General features: G+C 61.7%; 17 protein-coding genes. 11 read left to right on the plus strand and 6 right to left on the minus strand.

Annotated elements, in window-relative coordinates; genetic code table 11:
• Positions 1 to 15: 15 nt before the first annotated feature.
• Positions 16 to 1,440 (minus strand): ATP-binding protein, encoded by a 1,425-nt coding sequence (locus RC54_RS11045; protein WP_061789204.1) that lies wholly within the window; start codon positions 1,438 to 1,440, stop codon positions 16 to 18.
• 1 nt (position 1,441) lies between these two features.
• Positions 1,442 to 2,131, minus strand: a complete 690-nt coding sequence (locus RC54_RS11050) for a response regulator transcription factor (protein ID WP_017451085.1) — start codon at positions 2,129 to 2,131, stop codon at positions 1,442 to 1,444.
• A gap of 380 nt (positions 2,132 to 2,511) precedes the next feature.
• Here RC54_RS11050 and RC54_RS11055 point away from each other — a divergent pair, with 380 nt between their 5' ends.
• A complete protein-coding gene (locus RC54_RS11055; protein ID WP_061789203.1) occupies positions 2,512 to 4,098 on the plus strand; it encodes a tetratricopeptide repeat protein in 1,587 nt (528 codons plus the stop codon).
• Between the two features lie 105 nt (positions 4,099 to 4,203).
• On the opposite strand, the gene smpB is transcribed toward RC54_RS11055, so the two are convergent.
• The gene (smpB, locus tag RC54_RS11060) at positions 4,204 to 4,653 is read right to left on the minus strand and encodes an SsrA-binding protein SmpB (protein ID WP_008328521.1); all 450 of its coding nucleotides are present in this window, start codon (positions 4,651 to 4,653) and stop codon (positions 4,204 to 4,206) included.
• A 67-nt stretch (positions 4,654 to 4,720) separates the two neighbouring features.
• Between smpB and RC54_RS11065 the strand changes: the two genes are divergently transcribed.
• The 4 genes from RC54_RS11065 (at position 4,721) to guaA (ending at position 8,759) form a co-directional block, all read left to right on the plus strand.
• Positions 4,721 to 5,152, plus strand: coding sequence for a type II toxin-antitoxin system RatA family toxin (locus RC54_RS11065; RefSeq protein ID WP_017451088.1), 432 nt, complete (start codon positions 4,721 to 4,723; stop codon positions 5,150 to 5,152).
• Positions 5,145 to 5,450, plus strand: coding sequence for an RnfH family protein (locus tag RC54_RS11070; protein ID WP_058895308.1), 306 nt, complete (start codon positions 5,145 to 5,147; stop codon positions 5,448 to 5,450). The genes RC54_RS11065 and RC54_RS11070 overlap by 8 nt, the downstream gene beginning before the upstream one ends.
• A 141-nt stretch (positions 5,451 to 5,591) precedes the next feature.
• Positions 5,592 to 7,061 (plus strand): IMP dehydrogenase, encoded by a 1,470-nt coding sequence (gene guaB / locus RC54_RS11075; RefSeq protein WP_017451090.1) that lies wholly within the window; start codon positions 5,592 to 5,594, stop codon positions 7,059 to 7,061.
• 105 nt (positions 7,062 to 7,166) lie between these two features.
• Positions 7,167 to 8,759, plus strand: a complete 1,593-nt coding sequence (gene guaA, locus RC54_RS11080) for a glutamine-hydrolyzing GMP synthase (protein ID WP_017451091.1) — start codon at positions 7,167 to 7,169, stop codon at positions 8,757 to 8,759.
• Between the two features lie 190 nt (positions 8,760 to 8,949).
• Here guaA and RC54_RS11085 read toward each other — a convergent pair whose 3' ends face one another.
• Entirely contained in the window at positions 8,950 to 9,171 is a 222-nt protein-coding gene (locus tag RC54_RS11085; protein ID WP_061789202.1) for a hypothetical protein, read from the minus strand.
• A 9-nt stretch (positions 9,172 to 9,180) separates the two neighbouring features.
• Entirely contained in the window at positions 9,181 to 9,546 is a 366-nt protein-coding gene (locus RC54_RS11090; RefSeq protein ID WP_058895310.1) for a cupin domain-containing protein, read from the minus strand.
• Positions 9,547 to 9,679: 133 nt separating this feature from the next.
• On the opposite strand from RC54_RS11090, the gene RC54_RS11095 reads away from it, so the two are divergent.
• The 5 genes from RC54_RS11095 to ldcA all read left to right on the plus strand — a co-directional run bounded on the left by RC54_RS11095 (position 9,680) and on the right by ldcA (position 13,483).
• Positions 9,680 to 10,594 (plus strand): DUF72 domain-containing protein, encoded by a 915-nt coding sequence (locus RC54_RS11095; protein WP_061789201.1) that lies wholly within the window; start codon positions 9,680 to 9,682, stop codon positions 10,592 to 10,594.
• Positions 10,595 to 10,747: 153 nt separating this feature from the next.
• On the plus strand, positions 10,748 to 11,383 hold the full coding sequence (queE, locus tag RC54_RS11100) for a 7-carboxy-7-deazaguanine synthase (RefSeq protein WP_061789200.1): 636 nt from the start codon (positions 10,748 to 10,750) through the stop codon (positions 11,381 to 11,383).
• Between the two features lie 95 nt (positions 11,384 to 11,478).
• The gene (gene queD / locus RC54_RS11105) at positions 11,479 to 11,925 is read left to right on the plus strand and encodes a 6-carboxytetrahydropterin synthase QueD (RefSeq protein WP_013234189.1); all 447 of its coding nucleotides are present in this window, start codon (positions 11,479 to 11,481) and stop codon (positions 11,923 to 11,925) included.
• Positions 11,925 to 12,482, plus strand: a complete 558-nt coding sequence (gene tadA / locus RC54_RS11110) for a tRNA adenosine(34) deaminase TadA (protein WP_058895313.1) — start codon at positions 11,925 to 11,927, stop codon at positions 12,480 to 12,482. Before queD ends, tadA begins: the two co-directional genes overlap by 1 nt.
• The gene (gene ldcA, locus RC54_RS11115) at positions 12,479 to 13,483 is read left to right on the plus strand and encodes a muramoyltetrapeptide carboxypeptidase (RefSeq protein WP_061789199.1); all 1,005 of its coding nucleotides are present in this window, start codon (positions 12,479 to 12,481) and stop codon (positions 13,481 to 13,483) included. Before tadA ends, ldcA begins: the two co-directional genes overlap by 4 nt.
• Before the next feature lie 38 nt (positions 13,484 to 13,521).
• Here the strand turns inward: ldcA and RC54_RS11120 are convergent, their stop codons facing one another.
• Complete coding sequence (locus RC54_RS11120; RefSeq protein WP_058895315.1) at positions 13,522 to 14,094, minus strand: DUF1439 domain-containing protein; 573 nt, start codon at positions 14,092 to 14,094, stop codon at positions 13,522 to 13,524.
• A gap of 247 nt (positions 14,095 to 14,341) precedes the next feature.
• Between RC54_RS11120 and RC54_RS11125 the strand changes: the two genes are divergently transcribed.
• Entirely contained in the window at positions 14,342 to 15,940 is a 1,599-nt protein-coding gene (locus tag RC54_RS11125; protein WP_082686021.1) for an ABC-F family ATPase, read from the plus strand.
• Positions 15,941 to 15,943 lie beyond the last annotated feature (3 nt).

Genomic DNA, 15,943 nt, shown 5'->3' on the forward strand with positions numbered 1-15,943 from the left:
GCAGGCTGGCCGCGTTCAGCTTTCCAGGGTCTGTCCGCGCACCGGTTCATCGGCCATGAAGGGCAGGGTGATGTCCACCCTTAGGCCGCCATCATTGCGGTTGGCAGCGTGGATGAAGCCCTGGTGCGCCTCCACGATGCGCCGCGCAATCGACAGCCCCAGGCCGTGGCCGGCGCTGTTGCTCTTGGTGCGGCTGCTGCGGAAGAACAGTTCGAAGATGCTGTTCAATTCCTCTTCTGGCACGCCCGGTCCGCGGTCCAGGATGGACAGGTGCAGCAGCTTGTTGAATTCATCGATCTCGGCCACGAACTGCACCGCGGTCTCGGGAGCGGTGTGCTTGATGGCGTTGCGCAGCACGTTTTCGATGGCGCGATAGAGCAGTTCGGGATTGCCCTTGACCTGCACCCGGCAGTCGATGTGACTCTCGACCCGCTTGCCCAGAGCTTCGGCTTCGAAGCTGGCATCGTTGGTCATGTCGGCCAGCATGGCCTGGATGGCGATGGGTTCCTCCATCGAGCCGGGGACATTGGCTTCCAGGCGTGAGAGGGTCAGCAATTCCCCCACCAGCTTGTCCATGCGCACGCTTTCGCGTTCGATGCGCTCCAGGGTCAGCTCCAGCTTGTCCTTGTCCTGCACCCGCGCCAGGCCGATGGCCATCTGCAGCCGCGCAATGGGCGAGCGCAATTCGTGCGAGACATCGTGCAGCAGCCGCCGCTGGCTTTCCATCAAGGTGCGCAGCTTGGCGGTCATGGCATCGAAGTCGCGCCCAAGGTCGGCCAGTTCATCGTTGCGGGCATTCATCACCGGTTCCAGCGCCAGGTCCAGGTTGCCATTGGCGGCCTGGTTGAAGGCATTCTTGAGATGCCGGATCGGGTGCGAGAAATACCACGCCAGCAACAGCGCAAACACCAGGCTGGCCACCAGGGCCACGGCAATGGGCATGGTCGGGAAGAAGAGCGGCTTGACCCCGTGGCGTTTCATGTAGCGGGCTTCATGTTGCAAGATGCCGTCGTCCGGTGGTCGTCCGAATTCATCGGTGGGAAGCTGGATGAACATCAGGTAGCTGTGGCCGTTGGCCGCCTTGACCAGTTCCACTACGCGCCGCTCATTTTCCGTGGTCAGCAGATGACGCGCCTGTTCCACCAGATGCTGGGGGACTTCGCGGCCCATCAGGTCCTGGTTTTCTTCATTGACCGCATACAGTTGCATCCGATGCGGCCGGCCTTCGTTGATCAGGCTGCGCAAGGCTTCCGGGCCGCCGAACTGCAAGGTCGCAGCGGCCGCACGGATCATGAAGGAGGCCGGCGGACTGCTGTCGATTTCTGCATTGCGATTGCTGCGTTCCAGGTTCTCGACCCAGAACAGCACGCCCACGCCGAAGGTGGCGGTGATCTGGGCGATCGCGATGAAGAAGAAGAACTTCCAGAATAACCGACCCACTTTATTCCTTGATGAACTGGTAGCCCAGGCGGTAGACGGTCTGGATGCAGCTCTTGTCACTGCCCAGCGCGGCGATCTTCTGGCGGATGCTGGAGAGGTGGACGTCGATGTTGCGGTCAAAGCGCGCCAGCGGACGACCCAGCCCTTGTTCCGACAGGATCTGCTTGCTGACCGGCTTGCCGGCATTGCGCGCCAGCACTTCGAGCAGGTTGAATTCGCTGCTGGTCAATTCCAGCGGTCGCCCGCTCCAGGTGGCGCGGCGCTGTTCCGGCCACATCGACAGCGCACCTACGGCCAGCGGCGAGTAGGGCGCTTGTTCGCTGGTTTCGGCCGAGGCGCGGCGCAGGATGGCGCGGATGCGCGCAGCGATCTCGCGCGGCGTGCAGGGCTTGGGCACGTAGTCGTCGGCGCCCAGTTCCAGGCCGATGATGCGGTCGGTGTCATCGCCCTTGGCGGTCAGCATCACGACCGGCATGTTGCTCTTGGCGCGAATGCGGCGCAACGTGTCCACCCCGTTCAGGCGCGGCATCATCACGTCCAGCACGGCGATGGCGTACTGGCCCGAGAGCGCCTCGGCAGCACCGGCTTCACCGTCGTAGGCAACGTTGACTTCGAATTTTTCCTGCTCCAGGTATTCCTTGAGCATCTCGACCAGTTCGACGTCATCGTCGATCAAAAGCACTTTTGACATTGCTGCGTTCCATTCTTGAATTGCCCTGCCTCCAGGCCGCAGGGCGTCGGCAGCCCGTAATATGCCGTAAAAGGTTTTGCAGAAGTGTTTCCAGCCATCTTTACAATTGCATCTTTACATTCATTTACTGCAATTGTCCGAACCTTTCCAAGCGCCTGGGATTCGCATTTTTCCTCACAAAACTTCATATTTGCCTGTTGTTGAGCCTAGCCGGGGCCAATGCAGCCGAGCGCCTCGACCTGACAAAACTTTACTCCGCTTTGTATGGCTGGCGTGAACTTAACACGTCTTGATGGCAAGCATTGTGGACCGCGATCAGGACACTGCTAGCCCGAGCTGCGGGTGCCGAGCCGGCGGAAGGCCGTGATAAGCTGCCGCCCATGATTTCTTCCGACCCCGCCAAACTGTCGCGCATCATTGGCCTGATGTGCGAGGCCATCGCATTGCGCGGCGCGCAGCAGCCGGCACCGGCCCTGGCCGCCCTGGACCAGGCTCTGGCGCTGGACCCGGCTTTCCTGCCACTACACATGCAGCGCGCCGATCTGCTGCTGGAGATGAATGACCTTGCTGATGCGGTCGCCGCCTATGAAGCCTGCCTGGCACTGGCGCCGGACTATGAAGAGGCGCGCCTGGCCTATCGAGCCGTGCTGGCACAATGGGCCGCCAGCCTGCAGGCGGAGCTTGTCGCAGAGCATCAGGGCGATCCCCAGCGGGCCATCACGCTGGCGCAGGTCTGCTACAAGCTGGACCAGCCGCAGCAGGCTCTGGCCGCCATCGAAGCGGTCCTGCCGCTGACCCGCCTGGAACACCAGGTGCTTCATGCCAATATCCTGCTGCGCCTGAATCGTCACGAAGCGGCCTTGCACTGCTATTCCGGCAGCGCGACCGATGAGGTCACGCGCGCCCTGGTCGCCTTCAATCGCGCCGACATCCTGCGCCGCATGGGGCGCATCGATGAGGCGCAAGCCGGCTATGAAGAAGCCTTGCGCTGCCACGCCGATTTTCCCGAAGCCCAGGTGGGGCGCGCCCACATGCTCCTGACCCGGCAAGACTATGCGCAAGGCTGGCTGGCGCACGAGGCCCGCTTTGAAATGGCCGACCTGGCCCGGCTTGGCATGGCCAGCCCGAGCACCCGCCCGCGCTGGCAGCCCGGTGAGGATGTGGGCGGCAAGCACGTTCTGCTCTGGAGCGAGCAAGGGCAGGGCGATAGCTTGCAGTTCGTCCGGTATCTGCCATGGGTGGCGCAACGCGCAGCCGAAGTCACCCTGTGCGCGCCGGCGTCGCTGTTGCCGCTGCTGGTGCCGTCCTTGCCGCAGGTGCGCTGTGTTTCCAGTGTAGAGGAGGCTGGGCCGCATGACTGCCAGGCTTCCTTGCTGAGCCTGCCGCTGTTGCTGGACCTGCCTGATCCCAGCCAGGGGCCGCAGCCGCCGTATCTGTACGCGGATCCTGGGCGCGTGCAGCAGTGGCAAACGCGCCTGGCGCAGCAGGGTAGCGCCGTGCCGCGCCGCCCACGCATCGGTCTGGTCTGGGCTGGACGCCAATACGGCGCGATCCATCACAGCCGCGACGTGCCGCTGGCCGCCTTGTTGCCGCTGTTGGACTTGCCGGCTGAGTTCGTCAGCCTGCAAGTCGAGATTCCGCTGGCTGACCAGGCGCTCTATGAGTCCCTGGGAGGCCGGCTGCCTATGCTGCCCCTGACCGATTGGGCAGATACCGCGGCGCTGGCCTGTGCGCTGGATCTGGTGATCAGTGTCGATACCGCCGTTGCCCACCTGGCCGGCGCCCTGGGCTTGCCGTGTTTCCTGCTGCAGCGGCTGGAAGGCGAGTGGCGTTGGGGCGTGCAGGGCGCGCACAGCCCCTGGTATCCCTCGCTGCGACTGTTGCGCCAGCAGGTGCGGGGTGACTGGTCGCACGTGGTGCAGGCGCTGGTTGCGGCCTGCTATGAACGTTTTTCCCAGTGCTCGTAAGGCTGCCGGGTGGATGGGCCCTTAGGGCGGCAGGGAAATGAAAACGGCTGCCTTGGGCAGCCGTGGTCGCAGTGGAAAATATGAAGGAAAGCGGAAGCAAAGCGATCAGCGGCGATGCTGCTTCATTGCCGTCTGTATTTCGCGCTGGCTGTCGCGCTGCTTTTCGGTCTCGCGCTTGTCGTGCTGCTTCTTGCCCTTGGCCAGGCCGATGTCGCATTTGACGCGGCCTTTGCTGTAGTGCAGGTTCAGCGGCACCAAGGTATAGCCGGAACGCTCCACCTTGCCGATCAGCTTGCTGATTTCCGCCGCATTCAACAGCAGCTTGCGGGTACGGGTGGTTTCCGGGTGCACGTGGGTGGAGGTGCTGGTCAGCGCGCTGATGTGGCAGCCGAACAGGTAGACCTCGCCATTGCGCACGATGACGTAGGCTTCCTTCAACTGCACGCGGCCGGCGCGGATCGATTTGACTTCCCAACCTTGCAAGACGAGACCTGCTTCGAATCGCTCTTCGATGAAGTAATCGAAAAAGGCCTTTTTGTTATCAATAATGCTCATCTAAATAAAAATTCGTCTCGTCGGTTAAAATTGTGCTTTTGCGATTTTATCAAACGGATCACCCTCGATGGCAGTCGTTCACAAAACCGTCCTGATCAACTATAGCGCGGAGCAGATGTTCAACCTGGTCGACAAGGTTGAGGATTACCCTGAATTCCTGCCCTGGTGTGGCGGTGTCGAGGTGTCCGAACGCAGTGATGAGAGTCTGACGGCCAAGATCAAGATCAGCTATCACGGCTTGAAGCAATCCTTCAGCACCCAGAATACCAATGTGCGTCCCACCAGCATGACCATGCGCCTGGTGGAAGGCCCCTTCAAGCATTTCGAAGGTCGCTGGACCTTCAAGCCACTGCGCGAGGATGCCTGCAAGATTGAGTTCGACATGCAATACGAGTTTTCCAGCCGCATCCTGGAGAGCGTGATCGGCCCGGTCTTCAGCATGATCGCCAACAGCTTCGTCGATTCCTTCTGCAAGCGAGCCGAACAGATATATGGCTGACCCGGCAGAATTGCAAGTCCAGCTTTGCTACGCCGCGCCCGGCCTGCAGATCCTGGTGGACCTGCAGGTCGAGCAGGGTTGCACCATCCAGCAAGTCATTTTGCAGAGTGGCCTGTTGCGGCAAGAACCGACCATCGACCTGTCGGTCTGCAAGGTCGGTATCTTCGGCAAGGTCAAGACCCTGGAGACGCCCGTACGCGAGCGTGACCGCATCGAGATCTACCGGCCCCTGATCGCCGACCCCAAGCAATCGCGCCGCCGCCGTGCCGCGCACCAGGAGCGCGTGGATGGCCAGTGAGCTTGCAGCTTGTGGCCAGATGTAGACACGATGAGAGAGCCTTCCGGCATTTTTACGACGCCCGGAGGGAGAAACGCAAGTAGAGCAAGACGCAGGATCAGCTTTTCTGTATAATTCGCTTTTGCGCCTATAGGAAACACTATGCGTCTTCTCCAAAAAGCACTCACGTTCGATGATGTGCTGCTCGTTCCGGCCTTCTCGGACATCCTCCCCAAAGACACTTCCCTGACCACGCGCCTGACGCGCAACATCTCGCTGAACATTCCGCTGGTCTCGGCGGCGATGGATACCGTCACCGAAGCGCGCCTGGCCATTGCCATGGCGCAAGAAGGCGGCATCGGCATCATCCATAAGAACCTGACGCCCAAGGAACAGGCGCGCGAGGTTTCCAAGGTCAAGCGTTTCGAGTCCGGCGTGGTCCGCGACCCCATCACCATTCCCCCCACCATGAAGATCCGTGACGTGATCGCGCTGTCCAAGCAGCACGGCATCTCTGGCTTCCCGGTGGTCGAAGGCAAGGCGCTGGTCGGTATCATCACCAACCGCGACCTGCGCTTCGAAGAAGAACTGGACGCTGAAGTCCGCGCCAAGATGACTCCGCGCGAGAAGCTGGTCTACGTCAAGGAAAACGGCTCCGGCGCCGATCCTGAAGAAGCCAAGCGCCTGATGAACAAGCACCGCCTGGAGCGCGTGATGGTGGTCAACGACGCGTTTGAGCTGCGTGGCCTGATCACCGTCAAGGACATCGAGAAATCCACCGAACACCCGTTCGCCTGCAAGGACGTGCACGGCAAGCTGCGCGTGGGCGCGGCCGTCGGCGTCGGCCCGGACAATGACGAACGCATCGAACTGCTGGTGGCCGCCGGCGTGGACGTGATCGTGGTCGACACCGCCCATGGCCACTCCGCTGGCGTGCTGAACCGCGTCAAGTGGGTCAAGACCAAGTACCCGCACGTCGAAGTCATCGGCGGCAACATCGCCACCGCCGCTGCCGCCAAGGCGCTGGTCGAGCATGGCGCCGATGCCGTCAAGGTCGGTATCGGCCCCGGCTCCATCTGCACCACCCGTATCGTTGCCGGTGTAGGCGTGCCGCAGATCTCGGCCATCGCCAACGTTGCTGAAGCGCTCAAGGGCACTGGCGTGCCGGTGATCGCCGACGGCGGTATCCGCTTCTCGGGCGACGTCGCCAAGGCACTGGCTGCCGGCGCTTCGGCCGTGATGATGGGTAGCATGTTCGCCGGCACCGAAGAAGCCCCGGGCGAAGTGATCCTATACCAGGGCCGAAGCTACAAGTCCTACCGCGGCATGGGTTCGCTGGGTGCGATGGCCGACGGTTCGGCGGATCGCTACTTCCAGGACGGCGACAACACCGCCGACAAGTTCGTGCCGGAAGGTATCGAAGGCCGCGTCGCCTACAAGGGCTCGGTGGTCGCCATCCTGTACCAGTTGGTGGGCGGTGTGCGCTCCTCCATGGGTTACTGCGGTTGCGCCTCCATCGACGACTTCCGCGAGCGTGCCGAGTTCGTCGAGATCACCGCCGCCGGTATGCGCGAGTCGCACGTCCACGACGTGCAGATCACCAAGGAAGCCCCGAACTACCGCGCCGAGTAATGTTCGATGCGGCCACAGCCCGACAGTCCATCGGCGTCATGCCAGGCTGTCGGGCTGTTGATCTTTTCAGAAGTCCATTTTTAACGTAGCCAGACCTCACTGCCCATGTCCACGCATTCGCATTCGAAAATCCTGATCCTCGACTTCGGTTCCCAGGTGACCCAGCTCATCGCTCGCCGCGTGCGCGAAGCCGGTGTGTTTTCCGAGGTATTCCCGCATGATGTGACCGACGAATTCGTGCGCAACTACGGCGCAGCCGGCGTCATCCTCTCCGGTGGCCCCAACAGCGTCACCGAAGGCGACACCCCGCGCGCCCCGCAAGCCGTGTTTGAGCTGGGCGTGCCAGTGCTGGGCATCTGCTACGGTATGCAGACCATGGCCGAGCAACTGGGCGGCAAGGTCGAGAACGGCCATCTGCGTGAATTCGGCTACGCCGAAGTGCGCGCCCACGGCCACACCAAGCTGTTGGACAACATCAGCGACTTCACCAACGCCCAGGGCCACGGCATGTTGAAGGTCTGGATGAGCCACGGCGACAAGGTCAACGACATGCCGGCCGGCTTCAAGCTCATGGCTTCCACCGGCAACTGCCCGATCGCCGGCATGGCCGACGAAGAGCGTCGTTTCTACGGCGTGCAGTTCCACCCGGAAGTGACCCATACCGTGCAGGGCAAGGCCATGCTGGGCCGCTTCGTGCACGAGATCTGTGGCTGCCAGTCGGACTGGAACATGCCGGACTACATCGCCGAAGCTGTCGAGATGATCCGCCAGCAAGTGGGCAGCGATGAAGTCATCCTGGGCTTGTCGGGCGGTGTGGACAGCAGCGTGGCTGCCGCCCTGATCCACCGCGCCATCGGCGACCAGCTGACCTGTGTGTTCGTCGACCATGGCCTGCTGCGCCTGGACGAAGGCAAGATGGTCATGGAAATGTTTGCCAAGAACCTCGGTGTGAAGGTGATCCACGTCGACGCCACTGAGCAGTTCATGGGCCACCTGGCGGGCGTGACCGATCCCGAAGCCAAGCGCAAGATCATCGGCCGCGAGTTCGTCGAAGTATTCCAGGCCGAATCGGCCAAGCTGACCAGCGCCAAGTGGCTGGCCCAGGGCACCATCTACCCGGACGTGATCGAAAGCGCCGGCAAGGGCAAGAAGACCGCCCACACCATCAAGAGCCACCACAACGTCGGCGGCCTGCCGGAAACGCTGAACCTGAAGCTGCTGGAGCCGCTGCGCGAACTGTTCAAGGATGAAGTGCGCGAACTGGGCGTGGCCTTGGGGTTGCCGCCTGAAATGGTCTACCGTCACCCGTTCCCCGGACCTGGCCTGGGCGTGCGTATCCTGGGTGAAGTGAAGAAGGAATATGCCGACCTGCTGCGCCGTGCGGATGCGATCTTCATCGAAGAGCTGCGCAATACCAAGGATGAAGATGGCCAGACCTGGTACGAAAAGACCAGCCAGGCGTTTGCCGTGTTCCTGCCGGTGAAGTCGGTGGGTGTCATGGGCGATGGTCGTACCTACGAATACGTGGTGGCCTTGCGTGCCGTACAGACTCAGGACTTCATGACTGCGCATTGGGCGCATCTGCCGCATGAACTGCTGGGGCGGGTGTCCAATCGCATCATCAATGAGGTGCGGGGCTTGAACCGGGTGGTGTATGACATTTCGGGGAAGCCGCCGGCGACGATTGAGTGGGAGTGAGCAGTTCCGGCGATCCACTGAATTAAACGGTCGAACTGATGCCATCAACAATGCCAGTCATTGTCGATGGCATTTTTTATTGCAGTTCGGTGTAGTCTTTGCAAATTATCCGGGACTATTCAACTCCGATAACTCCATCATAATGTTGTTGGAAGGTGAATATTTGCATATAAGATGCAGAATAAGGGAATTATAAAAATTGAGATGTGCCGCGTCCGCGCTTGGCGTGCGAGATGGCTAGATCCTGGCGGTTGAGCGCCAGCATGACCAGCAATTGATGCGCAGCGGGGTGCTGCGGTACCAAGGCCAGCAAGGCCCGGCTGGCCTGTTCGGCCTCCGGGAAGCGGCCGGCATTGTAGTGCTGCAGGGTAGCGGCCAGAATCCGGTCAGCAGAGACCGCTGGCGGGAGCAAGGCAGACGATCAGGCCACAGCGCGTTCGACGATCACGTAATGCTTGCGTACCGGCTCCAGCACCTCGAATACCCCCTTGAACCCGGCCGGGATCACCAGGGCATCGCCCGGGCCGGCTTCGGCCGCGTTGCCTTGCTCATCGATGACACGGCAGCGGCCTTCCAGTACGCAGAAATATTCATCCTTGTTGGGGGCGAAGGCGATGCGCCAGCTACCTTTTTCGCAGGCCCAGATGCCGGCATTCATCTCGCCGCTGGCGCTGGTGAAGTGGTTCCAGGTGGTGCGCAGGGGATTGCCTTCCAGCCGGCGCTCCTCGCGTGGGTGGTCGTATTCTGGAGTGGGGGCGCCGAGGCGGAATTGGGTAATGGCAGTCATGGCAGGACAGGCATGGCACGGTCATTTCGAAGGGCAGCAGTGTAACAGCAGCCGCGCCGCTACTGTCGTGCTGGCTGGCACCAAGTGCCCGGTCTTCAGTCACACGCCAGTATAGGTGAACCAGGAGACAGGCATGGGCAAGATCTGGATCGGCATTTCCGGCTGGCGTTACGCGCCTTGGCGCGGCAGTTTCTACCCCAAGGGTTTGCGCCAGGATGATGAGCTGCACTATGCCTCCAGGGTGTTGCCCAGCATCGAACTCAACGGTTCCTTCTACGCCCTGCAGCGCCCGGAAAGTTACCAGCGCTGGTACCAGCAGACGCCGCCCGGTTTTCTGTTCAGCCACAAGGGCCATCGCTTTATCACCCATACCCGGCGCCTGCAGGATGTTGATGGGGCTCTGGCCAATGTGTTCGCCTCCGGTGTCTTCAACCTGAAGGAAAAGCTCGGCCCCTTCCTGTGGCAGTTCCCGCCCAGTTTTCGCTATGAACCCGAGCTGCTGGAACACTTCCTGAGCCTGTTGCCGCACGATACCCACGCCGCCCAGACGCTGGCCCAAGGGCATGAGCCGCGGATGCAGGGCAGGGTGGCGCTGGAGATCGACAAGAAGCGCAAGCTGCGCCACGCCATGGAAATCCGCCATGAGAGTTTCGTCGATGAAAGCTTCATCAAGCTGCTGCGCAAGTACCAGGTTGCGCTGGTGATCGCCGATGCGCCCAAGAAGTGGCCCTATCAGGAAGACATCACCGCCGACTTCATGTACCTGCGCCTGCACGGCGACAAGCGCCTCTACCAGAGCGGTTACAGCGATGAGGCCATCGACGCCTGGGCCGAACGCATCCGCACCTGGGCCGGGGGCGGGCAGCCGCAAGAAGGGCCGCGCATTTCAGCGGCAGGCCCACGCCAGCGCGCCAGTCGGGATATCTACTGTTATTTCGATAACGATATGAAGGTCAAGGCGCCCTTTGACGCCCGTCGTCTCATCGCGCGCCTGGGACTGAAGCTGGACCTGCCGGCACCGGGCCTGATGCTGGAGGAGGATCAATGAGCGTCATTGAGCTCAATGAAGGCGCCGACCGGCTATAATACTGCCCCTGGACGCCAGCAAAATCGGCTGCAATATCAGTGACTTAGTCCTACGTCGGTGCTGGCGTCGTCCGACCCCTTCTGTTTTCGGCTGCCCGGCCGGCTATCCCTTATCGTGACTTACAGCATCAAAGAAATCTTCTATACCTTGCAGGGCGAGGGCGCGCACGCCGGTCGCCCGGCGGTGTTCTGCCGTTTTTCCGGCTGCAACCTGTGGACTGGCCGCGAAGAAGACCGCGCCCGCGCCATCTGCCAGTTCTGTGATACCGACTTCGTCGGCACCGATGGCGAGAACGGCGGCAAGTTCAAGTCCGCCGACGCACTGGCGGCCAAGATCGACAGCCTCTGGCCGGCCACCTATGCGCCCAGCAAATATGTGGTCTTCACCGGGGGCGAGCCATTGCTGCAACTGGATGCGGCCCTGATTGCGGCCATGCACGCGGTCGGCTTTGAGATCGCCATCGAAACCAATGGCACCATTGCCGTGCCGGAGGGCGTGGACTGGATTTGCGTGAGCCCCAAGATGGGGGCGGAGCTCAAGGTCACGCGCGGCAGCGAACTGAAAGTGGTGGTGCCGCAAGCCGGCCAGCCCTTGGCGCACTATGAAACGCTGGATTTCCAGCACTTCCTGCTGCAACCGATGGATGGCCCGCAGGCCGCTGCCAACACGCGCCTGGCCATCGAGATGGTCAAGCACAATCCCAAGTGGAAACTGAGTATCCAGACCCACAAGCTGCTCAATATTCCTTGAATTATTCTTCATGCGGCTGCCTGCCGCGTGATTACAATGACATACGCCAAGCCCGCCGCACGCCTGTCGCGGCGAGTCTCTAAGAAGAAACATTCATGCTCACCATTACCCGCAAACTCGAATTCGATGCCGGCCACCGCATCCCCGACCACAAGAGCCAGTGCCGCAACCTGCACGGCCACCGTTATACGCTGGAAATCACCCTGACCGGCGCGGTCATCGACATCGAGGGCAATTCCGACAACGGCATGATCATGGACTTTTCCGACATCAAGGCCCTGGCCAAGGAGCATCTGGTCGATGTCTGGGATCATGCTTTCCTGGTCTACGAAAAGGACACGCCGGTGCGCGACTTCCTGGCCAGCCTGCCGGGCCACAAGACGGTCATCATCGGCAGCATCCCGACCGTGGAAAACCTGGCCCGTGAAGCCTTCGCCATCCTCAAGGCGGCCTACAAGGACCGCTACGGTACCGGCCTGCACCTGCAAAAGCTGGTGCTGCACGAAACGCCCAATTGCTGGGCCGAGATCACGGCGGATTGATGGACGGCGCTGTGCTCCCGCAAGCCATCACCGAGGCCGACCTGCGCCACATGCGGGCCGCGCTCGACCAGGCCAATAACGCCTGGGCGCTGGGCGAGGTACCGGTGGGGGCGGTGGTGGTCAAGGATGGCGTGGTCATCGCCAGCGGCTTCAACCAGCCCATCGGCAAGCATGATCCCACCGCCCATGCCGAGATCATGGCGCTGCGCCGCGCCGCCGAAAAGCTGGGCAATTATCGGCTGCCCGGTTGCGAACTGTATGTGACGCTGGAACCCTGCGTCATGTGTTCCGGCGCCATGATGCACGCGCGCCTGGCGCGGGTGGTCTATGGCGCGGCCGACCCCAAGACCGGGGCCTGCGGCTCGGTGGTGAACCTGTTCGAACAGGAAAGGCTGAACCATCACACCGCGTTGCTGGGCGGCGTGATGGCCGAGGAGTGCGGTCAGTTATTGAAAGAATTCTTCGCCATGCGGCGCGAACAGGTGAAGCAACAGCGCCTGCAAGCCGCCGTCCAGGGCGAAGTTGAACAATCCGATCAATCAGGTGAATCGACATGACAACGCAAGGCCGTGCACTTCTTGATGGACTGGTTCCACCCGGCACGGGTGTGGCCATCGTCGCGCCCTGCGGTCATGCCGGCCTTGATCCGGCCGGGGTGCAGCGTGGGGTAGCCTTGCTGGAGTCGCTGGGTTGCCGGGTGCGCAATTTCTACGATCATGCGCAGCGCTACCAGCGTTTCGGCGCCACCGATGAGCAGCGCGCCGCGCAGTTGATGCAAGCGGCCGCCGATCCCGAGATCGACGTGATTCTGGGCCTGCGCGGCTCCTATGGCATGAGCCGCATCCTGCCGGCATTGGATATTGCGGCCTTGGCGCGCAGCGGCAAGCTGCTGGTCGGTTATAGCGACTTCACGGCGCTGCAATGCTGCATGTTGGCGCAAACGGGATATGCCGGTTTCCAGGGGCCGATGCTCAGTGGTGACTTCGGTGCCGAGAACCCCGACTGGCAGGCCCTGGCGACCCTGTGGCGCACGCTGACTTCGCCGCAGGTGGTGGTGCGCAATTACCAGGGCCAAGCCGGCGCCGACCGCGCCCCCAATGGTGATCGCCGTACCGATCCCTTGAGCCCGGTGGTGCATTGCACCGGCAAGCTGTGGGGCGGCAACCTGGCGATGGTGGCGCACATGGTCGGTCATCCGCAGTTCCCGCCCATCGATGGTGGCATCCTGTACCTGGAAGATGTGAACGAACACCCGTTCCGGGTCGAACGCATGATCCTGCAACTGGAGCAGGCCGGCGTGCTGGCCCGACAGAAGGCGATCCTGCTGGGCGATTTCTCGGCCTATCGCCTGGCGGAGATCGACAATGGCTATGACTTCACCGAAATGCTGGCCTACCTGCGCCGGCGCATCGCTACGCCTATTGTCACCGGCCTGCCGTTCGGCCACGTGCGCGACTTGGTCACGCTGCCGCTGGGCGCCCACGCGGTGCTCGATGCCCGGGGCGCAGAAGGCTTCACATTGACCTTATCGGATTACCCGACCCTATCCCGCACATGAGGGTGCAGGCGGCCGGGCGGGGTGGCTTGGATTAAGCTTCACTTTTCCTTGATTTCGACCTTTACCGCGTCCTGCTCCACGGTGATCTTGCCCGGCTCGAAGCTTTTGCCATTCATCTGCAATTGCTCGGGTTTGAAGGTATAGAGCGCATAGTCGCGCAGGAACTGGTCGGCTGCGGCATTGCCCAGGGCGGTCAACTGCTGGGCATACTGCGGTGGCAGGTCGCTGCTGTCGACCTTGTCCACCTTGGGCGCGTCCAGTCGCAGCGAGCGCGTGGCCGGGTCGTACTTGAAGCCGCTGCTCAAGGTCAGCACGGCATTGACCGGGCGCTGCAACAGCAGCGGATTGGCGATCTGGGCATCGACCACCGTATTCATGCGATTGTCGGCGGGTAACATGCCCAGGCGCGGATTGCTGAAGGTGACATCGAAGATGTCCATGTAGCGCAGCTTGCGCGGGAATTGCGGCGCCAGGGCGCTTTGCAGTTGCGCTTTGGACACGGTGTATTCATTGGTCCAGACGTTGTAGCCGGTCTCGGCCGCACTCGTAGTGCCCAGCGCCAGGGTGGAGAAGGCCAGGGCGGCCGCGGCGTAGGTGATGACTCGCTTCATGCTTGCGGTTTCCAAAGTGAACAAAGTAGGTGAGAGCCCCATCGTTGGGCTAAAAATCCCGGGCAATTGTAAGTCTCCATGCGCTCTCCGGGAGTCGCAAAGATTGGTTTTTGACAATTTTTACCCGCCCGCCACGGCGGCAAGGCAAGCCGTAGCGGGCGCGCAGTGGTAAAATCCGCCGTTTCGCGTGCCACGGCATCGGCCTCGGTTTGCGCACGCAAGTTACATTTTTGAAAAGGTTTTCGCAGTGCTATCCACCGCAAACATCACCATGCAGTTCGGCGCCAAGCCGTTGTTCGAGAACATTTCCGTCAAGTTCGGCGATGGCAATCGCTATGGCCTGATCGGCGCCAATGGCTGCGGCAAGTCCACCTTCATGAAGATTCTGGGCGGCGACCTGGAACCTTCGGCCGGCAACGTCAGCCTGGACGTCAACGAGCGTCTGGGTAAGCTGCGCCAGGACCAGTTCGCCTATGAAGAAATGCGCGTGCTGGATGTGGTCATGATGGGCCACGTCGAGATGTGGGCGGCCATGTCCGAGCGTGATGCGATCTACGCCAACCCGGATGCCACCGACGACGACTACATGAAGGCCGCCGACCTGGAAGCCAAGTTCGCCGAATACGACGGCTACACCGCCGAAGCACGTGCCGGCGAGCTGCTGCTGGGCGTGGGCGTGCCCATCGAGCAGCACAATGGCCCGATGAGCAATGTGGCGCCCGGCTGGAAGCTGCGCGTGCTGCTGGCGCAGGCCCTGTTCTCCAACCCGGACATCCTGCTGCTGGACGAACCGACCAACAACCTGGACATCAACACCATCCGCTGGCTGGAAGAAGTGCTCAACGAGCGCAATTCCACCATGATCATCATTTCCCACGATCGCCACTTCCTGAACCAGGTCTGCACCCACATGGCCGACATGGACTATGGCACCCTGAAGATCTATCCGGGCAACTACGACGACTACATGCTGGCTTCCTCGCAAGCGCGCGCCCAGCAACTGGCCGCCAATGCCAAGGCCAAGGAAAAGGTGGCTGAACTGCAGGACTTCGTGCGCCGCTTCTCGGCCAACAAGTCCAAGGCCCGCCAGGCCACCTCGCGCGCCAAGCAGATCGACAAGATCAAGGTCGAGGACATCAAGCCGTCTTCCCGCGTGAATCCGTTCGTGCGCTTCGAAGGCGAGAAGAAGCTGCACCGCCTGGCTGTGGAAACCCAGAGCATCACCAAGACCTACGACCGCGACATCTTCAAGAACTTCAGCATCATGGTCGAAGCCGGCGAAAAGATCGCCATCATCGGCGCCAACGGTGCCGGTAAGACCACCTTGCTGCGTAGCATCGGCGGCGACGTGGCTGGTCTGCATCCCGATTCGGGCGAGGTGAAGTGGGCCGAGAACGCCAATGTCGGCTACATGCCGCAGGATCCGACCGAAGAATTCGCCGGCGGCGAAACCCTGACCGACTGGATGGGCAAGTGGACCCAGGAAGGCGACGATGACCAGGCCGTGCGCGGCATCCTGGGTCGTCTGCTGTTCTCGGGCGACGATGTGAAGAAATCGGTGAAGGTGCTCTCCGGTGGCGAGAAGGGCCGCATGATGTACGGCAAGCTGATGCTGGGCCGTCACAATGTGCTGCTGATGGATGAACCGACCAACCACATGGACATGGAATCCATCGAGTCGCTCAACATCGCGCTGGAAAAGTATGCCGGAACCCTGATCTTCGTGTCGCATGACCGTGAATTCGTGTCCTCGCTGGCCACCCGCATCCTTGAAGTCAAGGATGGCCAGGTGATCGACTTCCAAGGCAGCTACGAAGACTACCTGGCCAGCCAGGGCATCGAATAATCC

It is taken from the genome of Herbaspirillum rubrisubalbicans (genome assembly GCF_003719195.1).
GTDB classification, from domain to species: Bacteria; Pseudomonadota; Gammaproteobacteria; order Burkholderiales; family Burkholderiaceae_D; genus Herbaspirillum; species Herbaspirillum rubrisubalbicans.

Excerpts from the sequence above, each read along its gene's own strand:
- RC54_RS11050 (WP_017451085.1), bottom strand. The coding sequence starts at position 2,131 with ATGTCAAAAGTGCTTTTGATCGACGATGACGTCGAACTGGTCGAGATG.
- RC54_RS11055 (WP_061789203.1), top strand. The coding sequence starts at position 2,512 with ATGATTTCTTCCGACCCCGCCAAACTGTCGCGCATCATTGGCCTGATG.
- smpB (WP_008328521.1), bottom strand. The coding sequence starts at position 4,653 with ATGAGCATTATTGATAACAAAAAGGCCTTTTTCGATTACTTCATCGAA.
- RC54_RS11065 (WP_017451088.1), top strand. The coding sequence starts at position 4,721 with ATGGCAGTCGTTCACAAAACCGTCCTGATCAACTATAGCGCGGAGCAG.
- RC54_RS11070 (WP_058895308.1), top strand. The coding sequence starts at position 5,145 with ATGGCTGACCCGGCAGAATTGCAAGTCCAGCTTTGCTACGCCGCGCCC.
- guaB (WP_017451090.1), top strand. The coding sequence starts at position 5,592 with ATGCGTCTTCTCCAAAAAGCACTCACGTTCGATGATGTGCTGCTCGTT.
- guaA (WP_017451091.1), top strand. The coding sequence starts at position 7,167 with ATGTCCACGCATTCGCATTCGAAAATCCTGATCCTCGACTTCGGTTCC.
- RC54_RS11090 (WP_058895310.1), bottom strand. The coding sequence starts at position 9,546 with ATGACTGCCATTACCCAATTCCGCCTCGGCGCCCCCACTCCAGAATAC.
- RC54_RS11095 (WP_061789201.1), top strand. The coding sequence starts at position 9,680 with ATGGGCAAGATCTGGATCGGCATTTCCGGCTGGCGTTACGCGCCTTGG.
- queD (WP_013234189.1), top strand. The coding sequence starts at position 11,479 with ATGCTCACCATTACCCGCAAACTCGAATTCGATGCCGGCCACCGCATC.
- tadA (WP_058895313.1), top strand. The coding sequence starts at position 11,925 with ATGGACGGCGCTGTGCTCCCGCAAGCCATCACCGAGGCCGACCTGCGC.
- ldcA (WP_061789199.1), top strand. The coding sequence starts at position 12,479 with ATGACAACGCAAGGCCGTGCACTTCTTGATGGACTGGTTCCACCCGGC.
- RC54_RS11120 (WP_058895315.1), bottom strand. The coding sequence starts at position 14,094 with ATGAAGCGAGTCATCACCTACGCCGCGGCCGCCCTGGCCTTCTCCACC.